At 64.3% G+C, this 17,184-nt stretch carries 16 protein-coding genes and 1 pseudogene; 10 read left to right on the top strand and 7 right to left on the bottom strand.

What is annotated here, in order from left to right; translation table 11 throughout:
• Positions 1-98: 98 nt before the first annotated feature.
• From MTX21_RS17470 to MTX21_RS17460, 3 genes are all read right to left on the bottom strand, one after another.
• The gene (locus tag MTX21_RS17470; protein ID WP_280966014.1) at positions 99-275 is read right to left on the bottom strand and encodes a hypothetical protein; all 177 of its coding nucleotides are present in this window, start codon (positions 273-275) and stop codon (positions 99-101) included.
• On the bottom strand, positions 272-490 hold the full coding sequence (locus MTX21_RS17465; RefSeq protein WP_280971083.1) for a hypothetical protein: 219 nt from the start codon (positions 488-490) through the stop codon (positions 272-274). The genes MTX21_RS17470 and MTX21_RS17465 overlap by 4 nt, the downstream gene beginning before the upstream one ends.
• 170 nt (positions 491-660) lie before the next feature.
• Complete coding sequence (locus tag MTX21_RS17460; RefSeq protein ID WP_280966013.1) at positions 661-1,623, bottom strand: LysR family transcriptional regulator; 963 nt, start codon at positions 1,621-1,623, stop codon at positions 661-663.
• Positions 1,624-1,781: 158 nt separating this feature from the next.
• Between MTX21_RS17460 and MTX21_RS17455 the strand changes: the two genes are divergently transcribed.
• The 6 genes from MTX21_RS17455 (at position 1,782) to MTX21_RS17430 (ending at position 9,461) form a co-directional block, all read left to right on the top strand.
• Positions 1,782-3,074 carry a cation:dicarboxylase symporter family transporter gene (locus tag MTX21_RS17455; protein WP_280966012.1) on the top strand — a complete coding sequence of 431 codons (1,293 nt, stop codon included), beginning with the start codon at positions 1,782-1,784 and terminating at the stop codon, positions 3,072-3,074.
• 6 nt (positions 3,075-3,080) lie between these two features.
• Positions 3,081-4,115, top strand: a complete 1,035-nt coding sequence (locus tag MTX21_RS17450; protein ID WP_280966011.1) for a 4-hydroxythreonine-4-phosphate dehydrogenase PdxA — start codon at positions 3,081-3,083, stop codon at positions 4,113-4,115.
• Entirely contained in the window at positions 4,105-5,559 is a 1,455-nt protein-coding gene (locus MTX21_RS17445) for an MmgE/PrpD family protein (protein WP_280966010.1), read from the top strand. The genes MTX21_RS17450 and MTX21_RS17445 overlap by 11 nt, the downstream gene beginning before the upstream one ends.
• Before the next feature lie 318 nt (positions 5,560-5,877).
• Complete coding sequence (locus MTX21_RS17440) at positions 5,878-8,037, top strand: carboxypeptidase-like regulatory domain-containing protein (RefSeq protein ID WP_280966009.1); 2,160 nt, start codon at positions 5,878-5,880, stop codon at positions 8,035-8,037.
• A 59-nt stretch (positions 8,038-8,096) separates the two neighbouring features.
• Positions 8,097-8,888, top strand: coding sequence for a fumarylacetoacetate hydrolase family protein (locus MTX21_RS17435; RefSeq protein WP_280966008.1), 792 nt, complete (start codon positions 8,097-8,099; stop codon positions 8,886-8,888).
• Between the two features lie 156 nt (positions 8,889-9,044).
• On the top strand, positions 9,045-9,461 hold the full coding sequence (locus tag MTX21_RS17430; protein ID WP_280966007.1) for a hypothetical protein: 417 nt from the start codon (positions 9,045-9,047) through the stop codon (positions 9,459-9,461).
• A 10-nt stretch (positions 9,462-9,471) separates the two neighbouring features.
• Here MTX21_RS17430 and MTX21_RS17425 read toward each other — a convergent pair whose 3' ends face one another.
• The 4 genes and pseudogenes from MTX21_RS17425 to MTX21_RS17410 form a co-directional block, all read right to left on the bottom strand.
• Positions 9,472-10,215: an IclR family transcriptional regulator gene (locus MTX21_RS17425; protein ID WP_280966006.1), complete on the bottom strand. Its 744-nt coding sequence runs from the start codon at positions 10,213-10,215 to the stop codon at positions 9,472-9,474.
• Between the two features lie 36 nt (positions 10,216-10,251).
• Complete coding sequence (locus MTX21_RS17420) at positions 10,252-11,103, bottom strand: CoA ester lyase (protein ID WP_280966005.1); 852 nt, start codon at positions 11,101-11,103, stop codon at positions 10,252-10,254.
• A pseudogene (locus MTX21_RS17415) lies at positions 11,103-11,573 on the bottom strand (MaoC family dehydratase); the annotation flags it as partial. The pseudogene MTX21_RS17415 and the gene MTX21_RS17420, both read right to left, overlap by 1 nt.
• Positions 11,574-11,597: 24 nt before the next feature.
• A complete protein-coding gene (locus MTX21_RS17410; protein WP_280966003.1) occupies positions 11,598-12,800 on the bottom strand; it encodes a CoA transferase in 1,203 nt (400 codons plus the stop codon).
• A gap of 227 nt (positions 12,801-13,027) precedes the next feature.
• On the opposite strand from MTX21_RS17410, the gene dctP reads away from it, so the two are divergent.
• Genes dctP through MTX21_RS17390 form a run of 4 tightly spaced genes read left to right on the top strand, consistent with a single transcriptional unit; the run spans position 13,028 to position 17,157 of the window.
• Positions 13,028-14,059, top strand: a complete 1,032-nt coding sequence (gene dctP / locus MTX21_RS17405) for a TRAP transporter substrate-binding protein DctP (RefSeq protein ID WP_280966002.1) — start codon at positions 13,028-13,030, stop codon at positions 14,057-14,059.
• 32 nt (positions 14,060-14,091) lie between these two features.
• Positions 14,092-14,646: a TRAP transporter small permease gene (locus MTX21_RS17400; protein ID WP_280966001.1), complete on the top strand. Its 555-nt coding sequence runs from the start codon at positions 14,092-14,094 to the stop codon at positions 14,644-14,646.
• Between the two features lie 12 nt (positions 14,647-14,658).
• The gene (locus tag MTX21_RS17395) at positions 14,659-15,948 is read left to right on the top strand and encodes a TRAP transporter large permease (protein WP_280966000.1); all 1,290 of its coding nucleotides are present in this window, start codon (positions 14,659-14,661) and stop codon (positions 15,946-15,948) included.
• A 42-nt stretch (positions 15,949-15,990) separates the two neighbouring features.
• On the top strand, positions 15,991-17,157 hold the full coding sequence (locus tag MTX21_RS17390; RefSeq protein ID WP_280965999.1) for an acyl-CoA dehydrogenase family protein: 1,167 nt from the start codon (positions 15,991-15,993) through the stop codon (positions 17,155-17,157).
• Positions 17,158-17,184 lie beyond the last annotated feature (27 nt).

The raw sequence follows: 17,184 nt of genomic DNA, 5'->3' as shown, positions 1-17,184 counted from the left end.
CCGGCCGTTCTGGCAATCGTGCTGCCCAGCCGAGTCCAGGCGCCTGGGCTGTTTGTTCTTCTTGCAGGCTTCGCCAGCGCGCAGGGACGAGCTTCGCCTCAAGCCGCGCGATGTGGAGCCTCGCCCTGTAGGTCGCTGATCAGCCGCCGCTCACGCTCGATCCGCTGGCGATAGAGTTTGCGTTCATGATCGGCTTTCGCGTTTGCAAGAAGGAATTCGTAATGCCCGATCACCTTCTCGCTGCCTCGAATGAGCAGGTCTCGGTCTGTGTTCATTGCGCAGCTCCGGTCGCGTCAATCGGCGGCTTGGAAGAGCGGAAGGTCACGGGAAAGGTCGCCGCGGTCAGGCTATCAAGCGCCGACTGCTCTTCTGCGAAACGTCTCTCGATGAACTGGCGTTCTATCTCTGCCAGCCTGGTCTTCAGCAGTCGTCGGTAGCGGTGGATGTTGTTACGGTGCGCGCGAATACGGGCCAAATTCTCATCGAGCATCATCGTCTCTCCAGACGGTCGCGTTCAAGTCCTTTGATTATTGAAGGTGAGAAAGAGATTTCTCGGCGAGAAAAATATTCAGCGGAAAGTCGGTGTCAAGATGTTCAAGGCCGCTGCTGCGCCACGGTCGAAACAAGGAGCAAACGGACTGAGGTTGGGACGAGACGCCGTCACCTGGTCCGCGGCGCGGCGGCGGCTTTTCCGGCCGGCCGGCCCTTGCGCACGACATTCCAGAAGTTCTCGGCGGCGCGGGTCATGCGGGCGCGCGGACGGAACAGCGAGATGCCGATCGGAATTTCCCACTCCGCACCGCCTGCACGTAGCAGTCGGCCGCTGTCGAGATCGGCGCCGACGAGGCCCATCGGCGCCCACGTCACGCCACGTCCCTCGCGCGCCATGTCGATCAGCAGCATGACCGGTGCTGCGAAGCTCGGAACGAGCCAGGCGGCGGGATCCTTCGCCGCCAGGAACGATGTGACGAGGCGTCCCACGCCCGAACCCGGATGATAGGCGAGATAAGGCAGCGGCGCGCCGGATGCGCCGGGCAGGGCGTAGCGCGGCTTTGCCTTGCTGCGCCGTCCGCCGCGGCCCGGCTTCGTCATGGGCGCGCTGATCGGGATCAGCATGTCGGTCGAAAGTTCGATCCGCAGGAAGCGATCCATGTCGAGCCGGCTTACCAGGGAGGGATGATAGTGCGCCAGCAGGAAATGCGCCTGTGCATCCAGCAGCAGCTTTTCGCAGCCGGCGAAATTGGAGGCGACGAGCTGAACGGCGGAGCCGGCCCGCGCGCTGTCCGAGCTGCGGATCCATTCCGGAAAGAACGTCTGCGACAGCGCGTGCGTGGCCGCGAAGGTGATGGTCTCGGCTTTCAGCCGCGCCACTTCGAGGGCTTCCTCCCGCCCGACCAGGACGCGGCGCAACACGTCTTCGGCGACGGGACGAAAGCTTTCGCCGGCAGCCGTCAGCGTGATCGTGTGGGTTGAACGCTCGAACAGCGGCGTGCCCAGCCACTCCTCGAGCGACCTGATGCGGCGGCTCAGCGCCGGCTGGGTCACGTGCCGGCGCTCGGCGGCGCGGGAGAACCCGCCCTCCTCGGCGATGGCAAGGAAGTCCTCCAGCCAGATCAGGTCCATAATGACGTTTTGTCCTCAAATCATTCCGATACGGCATTAGCGCCTGATGCGCCGCTGGTCCAATGTAAATGGCATCGCAAAACCAGAACAAGGCGCCATCCCGCATGGCGCGACGATTGCGCTTGGAGGAAAGCAAATTGCAGGTCGCCGCAACTCCGTTGTCTGAGCCCATCCCGAGGTCGATCGCCGAGCGGCGGCGCAAGCCGCTCTGGCGCGAGCAGTATGTCCTGGTCGTGGCCGGTGCGGCGCTCGGCGCGCTGTTCGGCTTTCTGCTTCCGACCGTGGCGGTCGAGTTCAAGCCGCTCGGCGACAGCTTCATCTCGCTGATCAAGATGACGATCGCGCCACTGATCTTCCTGGTCGTGGTCACCGGCATCGCGCAGGTCGGCGACATGAAGGCGGTGGGCCGCATCGGCCTCAAGGCCTTCGCCTACTTCGAGGCGGTGACGACCCTCTGCTTGTTGATCAGCTTCGTGGTCGTGCGCTGGGTCCAGCCCGGCGCGGGCGTCGCCCACGCCACCGCGCAGCAGGCGGAGACCGTTGCCCGCTATTCGCAGGCCCATGTCGGCTCGCTCTCGGTCTACATCCAGCACATGATTCCGGAGAGCTTTGTCGGCGCGTTCGCGAGCGGCGATGTGCTCCAGGTTCTCGTGCTCGCGCTGCTGTGTGGCATCGGGCTGTTGCTGCTCGGCGAGAAGGCCGTGCCGCTGCGCTCAGGGCTGGAGAAGCTTACCGAGCTCATCTTCAGCGTCGTCCATGTCGTTGTCGCGCTGGCGCCGATCGGGGCCTTCGGCGCGATGGCTTTTACGGTGGCGAAGTTCGGCGCCGCGACGCTCTATGCGCTGGCGCTGCTGGTTGGCACCGCCTGGGCGATGATGGCGTTCTTCATTTTCGTCGTTCTCGGCGCGATCTGCCGCCTTGCCGGCATACGCCTGATGGACCTGTTGCGCCTGCTCCGCACCGAACTGCTCGTCGTGCTCGGCACGTCGTCTTCGGAAACCGCCATCCCCGGCATGATGGAAAAGCTGCCGAAGGCGGGTGTCGGGCGTGCGGTGGCGGGCCTCGTCATCCCCTCCGGCTATTCCTTCAACCTCGACGGCGTCGCGCTGACGCTGCCGCTCAGCACGATCTTCGTCGCCCAGGTCTACGGCATCGAGCTGACCGCCGCGCAGCAACTGAGCCTGTTCGTGGTGATGCTGTTCACCAGCAAGGGCGCCGCCGGCGTCACGGGCGGCGCCTTTGCCGCGCTCGCGGCCACCGTGGTGGCCGCCGGGCTGCCGGCGGAAGGCCTGGCGCTGCTGCTCGGTATCGACCGTTTCATGTCGCTGGCACGCGCCATCACCAACACCATCGGCAACGCGGTCGCCTCGATCGTCGTCGCCAAATGGGACGGCGAATTCAACCGCGAGGACTGGGCCCAGTCCGCCGCTCAAACCCAAGCAGTGAAGTAAGGATCAATGGCTACCAACACCAATGAACTCCCGGTCATCGCACTGACCCCGGGCGATTGCACTGGCATCGGCCCCGAGCAGACCGTGCGTATCCTCTCCGACGACCGCCTCGCCGACGTGGCGCGCCTCGTCGTGGTCGGTGACGCCCGCGTGCTCGAGATGGGGATGGCGCATGCCGGCGTGAAGTTGAAGATCGAGCGGATTGCTTCGCCGAAGGCCGCGTCTTGGGGCCGCGGCACGGTGCAGCTCGCCGATCTCGGCAACACTGACCCGTCGAAATTCCCGCTCGGCAAGGCCAGCGCCGAGTCCGGCCGTCTGACCGGCGAGACGCTGTCGCGCGCGATCGACTTCGCCAAGGCCGGCGAAGTCGATGCGATCACCTTCGCGCCGCTGAACAAGCGCGCGATGTTCGACGGCGGCTGGAAGTTTCCCGACGAGCACAAGATGTTCGCGAGCCTGCTCGGCCACACCTCCTATTTCTCCGAGATGAACGTGCTGGACGGCCAGTGGATGTCGCGCGTCACCGGGCATCAATCGCTGCGCGAGGCGCTGGAGGGCATCAATCCGGAAAGCATCACCGATGCGATCGAGCTGGTCGACCGCATGATGCGCAAGGCTGGCGTCGCCAAGCCGCGCATCGCGGTCGCCGCGCTCAACCCGCATGCCGGCGAGGGCGGTCTGTTCGGCCGCGACGAGATCGAGATGATCAGGCCTACCGTGGAGGCGGCCGCGAAGACGGGTATCGCCTGCAGCGGGCCTTATCCCGCCGATACCGTCTATATCCGCGCCTTCGCCGGCGAGTTCGACAGTGTGGTCGCGATGTATCACGACCAGGGCCAGATCGCGACCAAGCTGCGCGGATTCAACCGCGGTGTCACCGTCACCGCCGGTCTCGATACCGTTTTCACCACGCCGTCGCATGGTACGGCGTTCGACATCGTCGGCAAGGGCGTGGCCAACACCGGCGCGCTCGAAAGCTCTGTCCGCCTCGCGGCCAAACTGGTTTCGATGAAGGTTCGGGAGGCAGCCTATGCCAACTGATCGCAGGACCCTGCTGCAGGCCGCCGCCGCGCTGCCGCTCGCCACGGCCAGCGCCAATGCCGCTCTCGCGCAAGCCCCGGTCGCGGCGCCAGCGGCAGCGCCGCCCAAAGAGGTCACGCGCAGGCTCGCGCATTATCTCGTCACGGCGAGCTATGACGATCTGCCGGCAAACGTCCGGAAGGAAGGCGTCCGCACACTGTTGAACTGGGTTGGCGTCGCGATCGGCGGATCGCGTCACGAGACGGTCGACATCGCGGTCGCGGCGCTCGGTCCGTTCTCGGGTCCGCAGCAGGCCTCCCTGTTCGGGCGGCGCGAGCGATTCGACATCATGAACGCGGCCTTCATCAACGGCGTGTCGAGCCACATCTTCGACTATGACGACACCCATCTGAAGACGATCATCCATCCCGCCGGTCCGGTCGCCTCGGCGATCCTCGCGATATCGGAGATGCAAGCCGTCTCGGGCAAGGAGTTCCTGAACGCGCTCGTGCTCGGCGTCGAGACCGAGTGCCGGATCGGCAACTCGGTCTACCCGAACCACTACGATGTCGGCTGGCACATCACCGGCACAGCGGGCGTGTTCGGTTCAGTTGCCGCGGTGGGCAAGCTGCTCAAGCTGAACGAGCAGCAGATGACCTGGGCGCTCGGCCTTGCGGCGTCCCAGCCGGTGGGTCTGCGCGAATCCTTCGGCTCGATGAACAAGAGCTTCAATCCTGGCCGCGCCGCTGCGAACGGCATCTTCGCGGCGATCCTGGCGTCGAAGAATTTCACCTCGTCAGGCGCGATGATCGAGGCCAAGCGCGGCTGGGCCAACACGATCAGCACCAAGCAGGACTATGGCGAGATCCTGGGCGACCTCGGCAAGCGCTACGAGGCCGCACTCAATACCTACAAGCCGTTCGCCTGCGGAATCGTCTTGCATCCGGCGATCGACGCCGCGATCCAGCTTCGCAACCAGAACAAGCTGACCGCCGATCAGATCGAGCGTGTCGATTTGAAGGTCCATCCGCTCGTGCTCGAGCTCACCGGCAAGAAGACGCCGCATCAAGGCCTCGAGGGCAAGTTCAGCGTCTATCACGCGGTCGCGGTTGCGATCGTCGAGGGCGCCGGCGGCGAGAAGCAATTCAGCGACCGTGCCGTGACGGATCCGACCGTGGTCGCGCTGCGTGACCAGGTGATTCCGGTCATTACCCCTGGCATCAAGCCGGAGCAGGTCGACTTGACAATCGTGCTCAAGGACGGGCGCAAGCTGAACCGCTATATCGAACACGCGATCGGCAGCTTCGAGGTGCCGATGACCGACAAGCAGCTCGAGACCAAGTTCTCCGACCTTGCCGACGGCATCCTTCCGGCCGCGGCGACCCGGCGGATCATGGATGCCTGCTGGAATCTCGAGCATCTGCCGAATGCGGCTGATATCGCAAAGATGTCGGTCCCGGCCTGATCGAGGAGAAAGTGAAGCCGTCGCGCCGACGTTTCCTGCAATCCGCAGTCGCAACCGCCGCCGTGACGGCATCGCAAGGGCGCGCCGGTGCTGGGTGCCGACCGAGCCGAAAAGCTGATAGAACAGATCGGCGATCTCGAACGACTTGATGAGGTCGGCAAGTTGATGGCCGTGTGATGCAACAACCATTCAGCGTGCCGAGCGACGTTTGCGCGCGAATTGTTCGAGAGTTTTTCGACCGGCTCAAACCATGAGAGACGAGTCCGAATAAGCCTGCCAAGAGGCTCGGACGAAACGTAGAACGAATGGGAGAAAACGATGAGCTTGAGGCGAATGCTTGCCGGCTATCTCGGCGCGACGGCGCTGTTGCATGCCGGTGCCGCGATGGCGGCGACTGTCGAGATATCCGCCAATGACATCGGCGGGCAGGTGACCAGCGACAAGGGCGCGGAGGCCGGGGTCTGGGTGATTGCCGAGACCAGGGACCTGCCAACCAAATACGCGAAGGTGGTGGTCACCGACGATCAGGGCCGGTTCGTCATCCCGGACCTTCCCGCGGCCAACTACAAGGTCTGGGTCCGCGGCTACGGCCTGCAAGACACGGCGCAGCAGGACGCTCGTCCAGGCAAGGTGATGGACTTCAAGGCCGCCCAGGCCTCGCCCAAGCAGGACGCACAGAACTATCCCGGCATGTATTGGTATTCGCTGCTCGACATCCCCAGGCCCGAGGAGTTTCCGGGCACCGGCGACAAGGGCAACAAGATGCCGGAGACCATGAAGTCGCAGGCCCAGTGGGTCGATACGGTCAAGAACATGTGCCAATCCTGCCACGCGCTCGGCACGCGCGGCATCCGCGAAATCCCGAAGGCGTTCACCGAGGGCTATGACTCCCACACCGCATGGGCGATGCGCACCCAGGCCGGCCAGGCGCAGGAATACATGGCGACGGTGCTGGCCAGCATGGGCCCGGAGAAGGTCTATGATCTCTTTTCGAAATGGACCGACCGTATTGCGGCCGGCGAATTGCCGTTCGACAAGCCCGAGCGGCCTAAGGGCATCGAGCGCAATGTCGTCTTCACGATGTGGGACTGGGCCGCGCCGACGCGCTATCAGCACGATGCGATCTCGACCGACAAGCGCAACCCGCGCGTCAACGCCAATGGCCTGATCTACGGATCGTCGGAAGAGAGCTCCGATCTCGTGCCGACGCTCGATCCCGTGAAGAACGTCGCCGGCACCATCAAGCATCCCTATCTCGATCCGAACACGCCATCGTCGACCGATGCCCCGCGCGGACCCTCGGCCTATTGGGGGGACGAACCGATCTGGGATGGCCACACCAGCATCCATAACGTCATGATGGACGAGCAGGGCAAGGTCTGGTTCACCGCGCGTCTGCGTCCGCCGGCCAATCCCGACTACTGCAAGCAGGGATCGGATCTGCCGTCGGCGAAGGTGGCGCCGCAAGCGACATCATTGCGCCAATTGTCGCGCTTCGATCCCGCGACGGGCAAATGGGACCTGATCAACACCTGCTTCACGACCCATCACCTCTATTTCGACGACGATGCCAACCAGACATTGTGGACCAGCTCCGGCGGTCCCGGCCTCGGCGGCGGCATCGTCGGCTGGCTCAACACCAAACAATATCGTGAGACTCTCGACGACGTGAAATCGCAGGGCTGGACGCCGCTGATCATCGACACCAATGGCAATGGCAAGCGCGATGCCTATGTCGAGCACAAGGATCCCGTCGATCCGACCAAGGACAAGCGCATCGCCGCATCCTTCTACGGCATCATGCCGAGCCCGGTCGACGATACGATCTGGGGCCAGGCGATGGACCGCGGTTTCTCCCGCATCGATCAGCCCGGCTACATCGTTCGCGTGACGCCCGGACCCGACCCGGCCAACACCGCACTGGCCGAAGTGTATCAGCCGCCGGAGGGCACGTTCGGTCCGCGCGGCCTCGACATCGGGCTGGACGGCGTGGTGTGGACGGTGTTGTCCAGCGGACATCTCGCACGCTTCGATCGCAAGCTGTGCAAAGGTCCGCTGAACGGACCGACGACGGCCGACGGCAAGCAGTGTCCGGAGGGGTGGAAGACCTGGCGCATGCCCGGACCGCAGTTCAGGGGACTCGATGCCGGCGGCAGTGCCAACCACGCCTATTATGTCTGGGTGGATCGGTACAACACGTTCGGACTCGGCGCCAACGTGCCGATCGCAAGCGCCAACGGCAGCGAGTCGCTGCTCGCACTGGTCAACGACCAGTTCGTGAACATGCGCAATCCATATCCGCTCGGCTTCTTCACCAAGAATGTCGATGGCCGGATCGATGATCCCGACACCGGCTGGAAAGGCCGCGGCTTGTGGACCACGACGGGAACGCGCGCCAGTTTCCACGGAGAGGGCGGCAAGGAGGCCTCGCCCAAAGTCTACAAGGTGCAGATGCGGCCAAATCCATTGGCCCATTGAACGTTTGGCCCTATGAATAACCGCGCCGCTAACGGGCGGCCAAGCAACGGAAAAGAACCATGACAAAGACCTCTCGACGCAACCTGCTCACTGCCGCAGCCGCGATGACCGCGGCGGGCATCGCCGAAGCGGCACCAGCCGCGGCGCAGGCCGGGCCGAAGCCGATCTTCCCGGTGCCGATGGTCGCGATCCCGATCGTCGGCGAGACAAGTGTGTTCCAGGTCCGCCGCATCTACTGCATCGGGCGCAACTATGCGGCGCATGCGATCGAGCGCGGCTCGGATCCGAACCGCGAGCCGCCCTTCTTCTTCCAGAAGCCGACCGACGCGATCCAGAACGTCGCGATCGGCCAGGTTGCCGATCATCCTTATCCGTCGCTGACCAAGAATTATCATCACGAGGTCGAGCTGGTCGCCGCACTGAAGTCCGGTGGCACCAACATTCCGCCGGAGAAGGCGCTCGACCATGTCTACGGTTACGCGCTCGGCCTCGATATGACCCGGCGCGATCTCCAGAACGGCATGGCCGCGGAGAAGAAGCCTTGGGAGATCGGCAAGAGCTTTGACCATGCCGCGGTGATCGGCCCGATTCATCCGGTGAGCAAGACCGGCCATTTCGAGAAAGGCGCGATTTCGCTGGCGGTGAACGGGACCGTGCGGCAGAGCTCGGATCTCAGCAAGATGATCTGGAGCGTCGCCGAGCAGATTTCGAAGCTCTCGGAAGCCTTCGAGCTCAAGGCCGGCGATATCATCTATTCCGGCACGCCGGAAAACGTCGGCCCCGTCGTGAAGGGCGACGTGCTCCTGTGCAAGCTCGAGGGCCTGCCGGACATGTCGATCAAGATCGTCTAATCGGCGTTGCGGATCAGCCTCCGCCGGAACCACGGTTCACGGCGGAGGCCTTTGAATTGCCGGAGTTCCGCAGGCCGTTGCCGCTTGTTGGGCGACAAACAAACTTCCTGCCGCCATATTTGAGTAAGAGTGATCTCCCGTGAGGGAGGCGCTTCGATGAACAAAGCTCTGATTACCGCCGTCGTGATGCTGGCCTGCGTGCCCGCGAGCGCCTTTGCGCAGGAACGCGCGGGCGATGCTGCGCTGGGAGCGGTGTCCGGCGCCATCGTGCTGGGCCCGGTCGGTGCCGTCGCCGGAGCATTGGTCGGCTACACCGCCGGGCCTTCCATCGCCCGGTCATGGGGTGTGAGAGGTTCGCGGTCGGCGAGACACCGGCAGCCGCCACGTCGCGAGTCGAGCCGCGCAATCCCTACCAGCGCGCCACAGCCCACGCGTGAGGCGATGCAGGCCAATGGCCAGATGAGAACTGCCGGCAATCCGCCGGCTCAGGCCGCGCCCGCGGCGGAGCCCGTTCAAGCTGCTCCGGCGGTGCCGGCGCAGACTTCGACGCCGCCGGTTCAGGGATTCGAATGAGGCTACGGTCCTAAGCCGCGGTGGTCTTCGGCCGCAGCCGATCGACCGTCCGCGCAATCAGCGCGGCGACTTCGCCGACCTTCGGGCCGATCCGGAATTCGGGGCCAGCGACGACGACGGAGAGGCGGCGGTCGCCGATCGGCAGCGGAATCGCGGCGCCCGCGAGGTCGCGGCTGTAATCGCCAAAACTTTGGCAATAGCCACGTTCGATCGAGTTGCGCAGCTCCGCTTCCACCGCCTCGATGCTGATCGGCGTCGACGGGCCGTACTGTTTGAATTCGATCTTGCGATAGACCGAGTCGCGCTCCTCCTGCGAGTACTGCAACAACAATGCACGGCCGCTGGCCGTGGCGTGGATCGGCACGCGGTGGCCGATGGTCGCGAAATAGCGGATCGCCGCCTTGGACTCGACGACGTCGATGAACACCGCCATCACGCCGGCCGGCGCCACGATCGAGGCGGTCTCGCCGGTCTCCGCGGAGAGATCGGCGACCAGCGTATGCGTCCAGGGCGGTAGCGGCTCGACCTCCGAGATCATGCGCGCCATCGCCAGCCACCGCGGCGTCGGATAGAAGCCGGCGCGCGGCCGCGGCTCATAGAGATAGCCCTTCTCCGACAGCGTCGCGAGCAGGTTGAAGGTCGATGAACGCGGCCAGCCGAAATGATCTGCGATCTCCGCAAGCGTCGCCGGTTTCCTCACTTGCGCGAAGAACTCCATGATCTCCAGGACGTTTGCGGCTTGGCGAACGATCATGATCCGATCCCGTCTGTCGCGACGCGTTACCCTGATCTATGACTGACCGAGGATCTTCTTCGCGGCGCGAAGATGCGGCTTGTCGATCATCATGCCATCGAGGCGCAGCGTGCCGGAGTTCGGATTGCTCGCGAACGCCGCAATCACCCTCTCCGCCCAGGTGCGCTCGGCTTCGGTCGGCTCGAATGCCGCATTGACGATGTCGACATGCTTGGGGTGGATCAGCGCCTTTGCGGAGAAGCCGTCGCGCCGCGCGGCGCGTGTTTCCTGCTCGAGTCCTGTGAGATTGTCGATGTCGGTATAGACAGTGTCGATCGGCGCGACCTCGGCCGCTGCCGCCGCCATCAGACACAAGTCGCGCGCGAGGCGATAGGGGCTGTGGAAGACGCCGCCCGAGGCCTTCTCGGTGGCGCCGAGCGAGGCGGACAGGTCTTCCGCGCCCCACATCAATCCGGCGAGGCGCGGGGAGCAGTCCTTGTAGGTGCCAAGCCCGAAGATCGATGCGGCGGTTTCGGTTGCGACACAGACGATTCGGGTCGAGCCGACTGTGGTGCCGGCCGCCGCCTCGAAGGCTTCGAGCCAGGTCGCGACCTGGCGTACGTCGTCGCCGCCGCGCGATTTTGGCAGCACGATGCCGTCGGGCACCCCCGGCATCACCGCGGCGAGATCCGCGAGCGTCATGCCGGTGTCGAGTGCATTGACGCGGACATAGAGCTGGTGCGGGCCGCGCCGGCCCTTCAGCATCTCAAGCGTCAGCGTGCGCGCCTCGTCTTTCTTCTCGGTGACGACGGAGTCCTCGAGGTCGATGATCAGCGCGTCGGCGTTGCCCTCGCTCGCCTTCTCGAATTTGCGCGGGGAATCCCCCGGCACGAACAGCATCGAACGCATCAGACCGGCCTCTTGTGCATCATCGCCATGCGGCGGCATTTGCCGACGATCTCGTCGTTCTGGTTGTAGGCGTGGTGCTCGAACTCGACGATGCCCGCCTTGGGGCGCGATTTGGATTCCCGCACAGAGAGCACCTTCGTCGTCGCCCGCAACGTGTCGCCATGGAAGACCGGCTTCGGAAAGGTGACGTCGGTCATGCCGAGATTGGCGACGGTGGTACCCAGGGTCGTATCATAGACCGTCATGCCGATCATGATGCCGAGGGTATAAAGGCTGTTGAAAATGCGCTGCCCGAACTCGGTCTTTTCAGAGAAATGCGCATCGATGTGCAGCGGCTGCGGATTGAGCGTCAGCAGGCTGAACATGGTGTTGTCCATCTCCGTGACGGTTCGGGTCAGCGGATGCCTGAACTCCTGGCCCACGGAAAAGTCCTCGAAATAAAGTCCGGCCATCGCGGCTTCCTCCCTGTCGTTGCGATTCTGGGCGGCGTCCGCTTAAGGCGGCGCCGCTAGGTGAACTGCTTTTTGCTCTGCGAGTTGCTTGATCTCGTCCGCCGAGAAGCCGGCTTCGTGCAAAATGTCGCGGCCGTGCTGGCCGAGCATCGGCGCGGGGCCGGCCGGCTCCGGCTGCGTGACGCTCCAGGTGGAGGGCACGCGCATCTGGCGGATGCGGCCTTCCGCGGGATGATCCACTGTCGTGAAGAAGTCGACCGCTTTGAGATGGGGATCGTCCAAAATCGTCTCCAGCGTATGCATCGGCATCACCGGAATGTCGGCGCGCTCCAGAAGCTCGCGCCACGCCGCGCTCGTGCGGGTGAGGAAGATGTGGCCGATCTCCTCGTAGATCTCGTCTATGTGCTTGGTGCGCGCGGCGTGGTTGGCAAAGCGCGGCTGCTGCAAAAATTCCGGCCGTCCGATCGCCTCGAAGAAGCTGCGCCAGTGCTTGTCGTTGTAGATGAGCACGCAGAGATAGCCGTCGCTGGTCTGGTAGGGGCGGCGATAGCGCGAGAGCAGGCGGGCATAGCCGCCATGGTCGAGCGGCGGATCGTAGGTGAGGCCGCCGAGATGATCGACCAGCACGAACTCGGCCATCGATTCGAACATCGGCACGTCGATGCGCTGGCCGACGCCGGTGCGCTGCTGGTGCAACAGCCCGCCCATGATCGCGTTGACCATCATCAGGCCGACGATGCGGTCGGCGATGGTGACGGGAACGTAACGCGGCGTGCCGTCGCCGGCAGCGGCGAGCAGCGTCGGGACGGTGGCCGCACCCTGGATCAGGTCGTCGTAGGCGGGCTTTGCCGCATAGGGGCCGGACTGGCCGTAGCCGAACGCGCCGACATAGACGAGGGCGGGATTGTTCGCGGCGAGCGTTTCGTAATCGAGGCCGAGCCGGGCCATCGCCTGCGGGCGCACGTTATAGACGAGCGCGTTGGCGCGCCTGGCGAGCCGCAGCAGCGCATCGCGCCCTTCCGGCTTCTTGAGATCGAGCACGATGCTGCGCTTGCCGCGATTGGCGTTGTGGAACATCCCGCCCATGCCGGGCGTGCGGCCGGGACCTATCTGGCGAACGATGTCGCCCTCGGGACTTTCGACCTTGATCACGTCAGCGCCCATGTCCGCCAGCACCTGGGTGCCGTAGGGCCCCATCAGCACGCTGGTCAGGTCGAGAATGGTGATGCCGGCAAGCGGTCCCATAAGGCCTCGTCGGAGTTATTCATATATGTGGAGTTAGAGTTCATAGAACGCGGATGTCAATTTGCGCTGCTCCACGCCAGGACGCATAGCTCCATGCATAGTTCATATGCTTGACATAGAAATTCACATATATGTACATTTCTCTCAAGCAAGAAAATGGAGTGAGGGCCGGCGTTCGGCGGCAGCGGGCTGCCGCCCCGGCGTGGGGACGCGTCAAGGAGAAGCAAATGAAGAAGAAATTGGCCTGGGCTGTTTCGGCGCTCGCACTGTCGCTGCCGGTCTCGACGATGTCGGCGAAGGCGCTGGAGCTGAAAGTCGCCGACTCCTTCCCGGCCGGCCACTATCTCGTCCGCCTGATGCTCAAGCCGTGGATGGACGACGTTACCAAGCGCACCAACGGCGCGGTGACCTTCACCTATTATCCGAACCAGCAGATCGGCAAGGCCGCCGACATGCTGCGGCTGACCCAGTCCGGCGTTGTCGATATCGGCTACATCGGCCCGTCCTATGTCTCGGACAAGATGCCGCTGTCGGAAGTCGCGCAATTGCCGGGTGCGTTCGAGACGAGCTGCCAGGGCACGCTGGCCTACTGGAAGACGGCCCGCGAAGGCGTGCTGGCCAAGCAGGAATATGCGCCGAACAAGATCAAGCTGCTGATGGCCGTGGTGCTGCCGCCCTATCAGGTATGGACCGCCAAGGCGAAGGTCGAGGCGACGAAGGACATGCAGGGCCTGAAGCTGCGCACCACCGGCGGCGCGCAGGACCTGACGCTGCGTGCGCTCAGCGCCGTTCCGGTGCGCATGGCCGCGCCCGATGCCTATGAGTCACTATCGCGCGGCACGATGGATGGTCTGCTCTTTCCGATGGAGAGCGTCGTCGCCTACGGCCTCGACAAGCTGGTCAAGCATGCGACCGAGGGCGTCAGCTTCGGCAGCTTCATCGTCGCCTACTCCATCAACCAGTCGGTCTGGGACAAGCTGCCGGACGACGTGAAGAAGGCGATGAACGAGGCCTCCGAAGCGATCGAGCCGACCGCCTGCGCCCAGGTCGACAAGGAAACGGACGCGACCAAGAAGCACCTCCAGGATGAGGGCGTCAGCTTCGATCCGCTGCCTGAGGCGAAGCGCGCCGAGATGAGGGACAAGCTGAAGGGCGTCGGCCAGGAATGGGCGAGCGGTCTCGACAGCCGTGGCAAGCAGGCCTCCGCCGCGCTGAAGGAGTTCGACGGCTTGCTCGCTTCCGGCGACAAGAAGAACTGATAGCACGACACGGCCAAAGGGAGACGCCAAAGGTGATCAAGCGGGCAGCAGATGTGCTCGGCGCGCTGGAACGCGCGCTGACGGTGATCGCGGTGGTGTTCCTGTTCGTGATCATGGTGCTTGTCGTGACCGACGTGTTCATGCGCTACGCGCTGAACCGCCCGTTCTCCTTCACCTATGACCTGATCGGGCTCTATCTCCTCGCTGGCGTGTTCTTTTTCACGCTGTCGGACGCCCTGCGTGAACATGCTCATGTCGGCGTCGACATCCTCCTGTCGCGCTTCTCGCCGGCGGGGCGGCGGCTGTCCGAGATCATCACCGCACTGACCGGCCTGTTCGTGTTCGTCCTGATCTGCAAGGTCGGCTTCGAGCGCGCGCTCGAGAACTATGAGCAGCACGACGTTCTCTCGGGCGCGATTCCCTGGCCGACCTGGATCTCGGCGGCGCTGGTGCCGTTTGGCTGTGGCGTGCTGGTGCTGCGGCTCGCGCTGCAGCTCGTCGGCAATTTTCTGAGCCTCGTCAGCGGCCGCGATCTCTATCCGCTGCCGCCGGTCACGGGCGTCGGCGAAGCGCGAACCTTTGAATAGCGGCGGGTACTCATGACTCCTCTCATCGTTCTCGCCCTTCTCTTTGCCCTGCTCGCACTCGGCACGCCCGTCGGCTTCGCGATGGCCTTTGCCGGCTCGGTCGGCCTCGTCATGGTCGGCGGCTTTGCGACGCTGTCAGGCATCCTGCAGACGGCTCCGCTCTCGACCGTCTCGTCTTACGAGCTGATCACCATCCCGATGTTCCTGCTGATGGCCGACCTCGTGCTGCTGTCGGGTGTCGCGGATGATCTGTTCAAGACGGCATCGGCCTGGGTCGGCCGCGTTCCGGGCGGGCTCGGCATGGCGACGGCGCTCGCCGGCGCCGGCTTTGGCGCGATCTGCGGCACCTCGACGGCATCAGCGGCGACGCTGTCCTCGACCAGCCTCCCCGCGATGATCCGCCAGGGTTACGAGCCGAAGATGGCGGCCGGTGTCGTCGCCATCTCCGGCACGCTGTCGATGCTGCTTCCGACCAGCGTGGCGCTCGTCATCTTCGGCCTGCTCGCCGAGGTGAACATCGGCAAGCTCCTGATCAGCGGCATCATCCCGGCGATCCTCGTCACCATCACCATCATGGCCACGATCTATTTCCTGGTCTGGCAGGATCCCTCGCGCGCGCCCGCCGCCAAGTCGGTGCCATGGCGCGAGAAGTTCGCGCTGCTGTGGCAGGTCTCGCCGATGGTTGTGCTGTTCTCGATCGTGACAGGCACGATCTATCTCGGCGTTGCGACGCCGACGGAGGCCTCGGCCTTCGGCGCGTTCGGCGCCTTCCTGCTCGCGATCGTCAAGGGCAAGATCACGCCGTCGTCCCTCTACAAGACGCTGTTGCGCGCCTGCCACGGCACCTGCATGATCATCATGATCCTGGTCGGCGCCTCGATCTTCGGCTACTTCTTCACGCTCACCCACGTCACGCAGGACCTCGTCGCCTGGATCGGTAGCTTGCCGACCTCGCGCTGGGTGATCATCACGCTGATCCTGTGCGGCTATATCGTGCTCGGCTCCTTCATGGACCAGATCGCGATCCTGGTGCTGACCGTGCCGATCGTGCTGCCGCTGATCAAGACGCTCGGCTTCGATCCGATCTGGTTCGGCGTCATCAAGATCGTCACCGCCGAGGTCGGCATGATCACGCCGCCGGTCGGGCTGAACTGCTTCATCGTCGCCCGCTATGCCAAGCGGCCCGTGGCGGAGGTGTTCCATGGCACCTTCCCGCACTTCATCGCGCACCTGATCGCGATCGCGATCCTGGTGGCGTTTCCCTCGATCATTCTCTGGCTGCCCTCGCAGATGGGACGCTAGCACGTCCGGGCCGCCGCGGCTCCAATCAAGGAGATCAAGAACATGGATTTCGCGCTCACCGATCAGCAGGAAGCCATTCGCGACGCCATCGCCAAGATCTGCGAAGGCTTCGACGATGCCTACTGGCTGAAGAAAGACCACGACGGCGGCTTCCCGCACGACTTCCACAAGGCGCTGGCCGACGCCGGCTGGCTAGGCATCTGCGTGCCGGAGGAATATGGCGGCTCCGGCCTCGGCATCACCGAGGCCGCGATCATGATGCGCACGATCGCCGAATCCGGTGCCGGCATGTCCGGCGCATCCGCGGTGCACATCAACGTGTTCGGACTCAACCCGGTCGTCGTGTTCGGCACCGAGGAGCAGCGCAAACGCATGCTGCCGCCGATGGTCGAGGGTCGCGAGAAGGCGTGCTTCGCCGTCACCGAGCCCAACACCGGCCTCAACACCACGCAGCTCAAGACCCGTGCGGTCGCCAAGAACGATCGCTATATCGTCAACGGCCAGAAGGTGTGGATCTCGACCGCGCAGGTCGCGCACAAGATCCTGCTGTTGGCGCGCACCACGCCGCTGGAGGAGGTGCGTTCGCCCACCCACGGCCTCAGCCTGTTCTACACCGATTTCGATCGCAAGGAGATCAAGGTCCACGAGATCGAGAAGATGGGCCGCAAGATCGTCGATTCCAACGAGCTGTTCTTCGAGGATTTCGAGATCCCGATGGAGGACCGCATCGGCGAAGAGGGCCGCGGCTTCGAATACATCCTTGAGGGCATGAATCCCGAGCGCATCCTGATCGCGGCGGAAGCGGTCGGGCTCGGCAAGCTCGCGCTGTCGCGCGCAACCGAGTACGCCAAGACGCGCGTGGTGTTCAACCGTCCGATCGGCAAGAACCAGGGCATCCAGCATCCACTCGCGGTGAACTGGGTCGAGCTCGAGGCGGCCTGGCTGATGGTTATGTCGGCGGCTTGGCAGTACGACAAGGGCATGCCCTGCGGCGCCGCGGCCAATGCTGCAAAATATCTCGCGGGTGAAGCCGGCTTCTCGGCCTGCGAGCAGGCGGTGATGACCCATGGCGGTTTCGGCTATGCCAAGGAGTTCCACGTCGAGCGCTATTTGCGCGAGATCCTGATCCCGCGCATTGCGCCGGTCAGCCCGCAGCTCGCGCTCAGCTTTATCGCCGAAAAGGTGCTCGGCCTCGCCAAATCGTACTAATCTTGCCCGCGGATCGTTCGGCAGGAT

Origin of the sequence: Bradyrhizobium sp. ISRA430 (genome assembly GCF_029909975.1) — a bacterium.
In the GTDB taxonomy this organism is placed as follows: Bacteria; Pseudomonadota; Alphaproteobacteria; order Rhizobiales; family Xanthobacteraceae; genus Bradyrhizobium.
Note: the sequence above shows the minus strand (reverse complement) of the source record. Positions and strands in the feature narration are given on the sequence as shown.

Bases quoted from the DNA above. Each gene is read 5' to 3' on its own strand.
- MTX21_RS17470 (WP_280966014.1), bottom strand. From the start codon at position 275: ATGAACACAGACCGAGACCTGCTCATTCGAGGCAGCGAGAAGGTGATC.
- MTX21_RS17465 (WP_280971083.1), bottom strand. From the start codon at position 490: ATGCTCGATGAGAATTTGGCCCGTATTCGCGCGCACCGTAACAACATC.
- MTX21_RS17460 (WP_280966013.1), bottom strand. From the start codon at position 1,623: ATGGACCTGATCTGGCTGGAGGACTTCCTTGCCATCGCCGAGGAGGGC.
- MTX21_RS17450 (WP_280966011.1), top strand. From the start codon at position 3,081: ATGGCTACCAACACCAATGAACTCCCGGTCATCGCACTGACCCCGGGC.
- MTX21_RS17445 (WP_280966010.1), top strand. From the start codon at position 4,105: ATGCCAACTGATCGCAGGACCCTGCTGCAGGCCGCCGCCGCGCTGCCG.
- MTX21_RS17440 (WP_280966009.1), top strand. From the start codon at position 5,878: ATGAGCTTGAGGCGAATGCTTGCCGGCTATCTCGGCGCGACGGCGCTG.
- MTX21_RS17435 (WP_280966008.1), top strand. From the start codon at position 8,097: ATGACAAAGACCTCTCGACGCAACCTGCTCACTGCCGCAGCCGCGATG.
- MTX21_RS17430 (WP_280966007.1), top strand. From the start codon at position 9,045: ATGAACAAAGCTCTGATTACCGCCGTCGTGATGCTGGCCTGCGTGCCC.
- MTX21_RS17425 (WP_280966006.1), bottom strand. From the start codon at position 10,215: ATGATCGTTCGCCAAGCCGCAAACGTCCTGGAGATCATGGAGTTCTTC.
- MTX21_RS17420 (WP_280966005.1), bottom strand. From the start codon at position 11,103: ATGCGTTCGATGCTGTTCGTGCCGGGGGATTCCCCGCGCAAATTCGAG.
- MTX21_RS17410 (WP_280966003.1), bottom strand. From the start codon at position 12,800: ATGGGACCGCTTGCCGGCATCACCATTCTCGACCTGACCAGCGTGCTG.
- dctP (WP_280966002.1), top strand. From the start codon at position 13,028: ATGAAGAAGAAATTGGCCTGGGCTGTTTCGGCGCTCGCACTGTCGCTG.
- MTX21_RS17395 (WP_280966000.1), top strand. From the start codon at position 14,659: ATGACTCCTCTCATCGTTCTCGCCCTTCTCTTTGCCCTGCTCGCACTC.
- MTX21_RS17390 (WP_280965999.1), top strand. From the start codon at position 15,991: ATGGATTTCGCGCTCACCGATCAGCAGGAAGCCATTCGCGACGCCATC.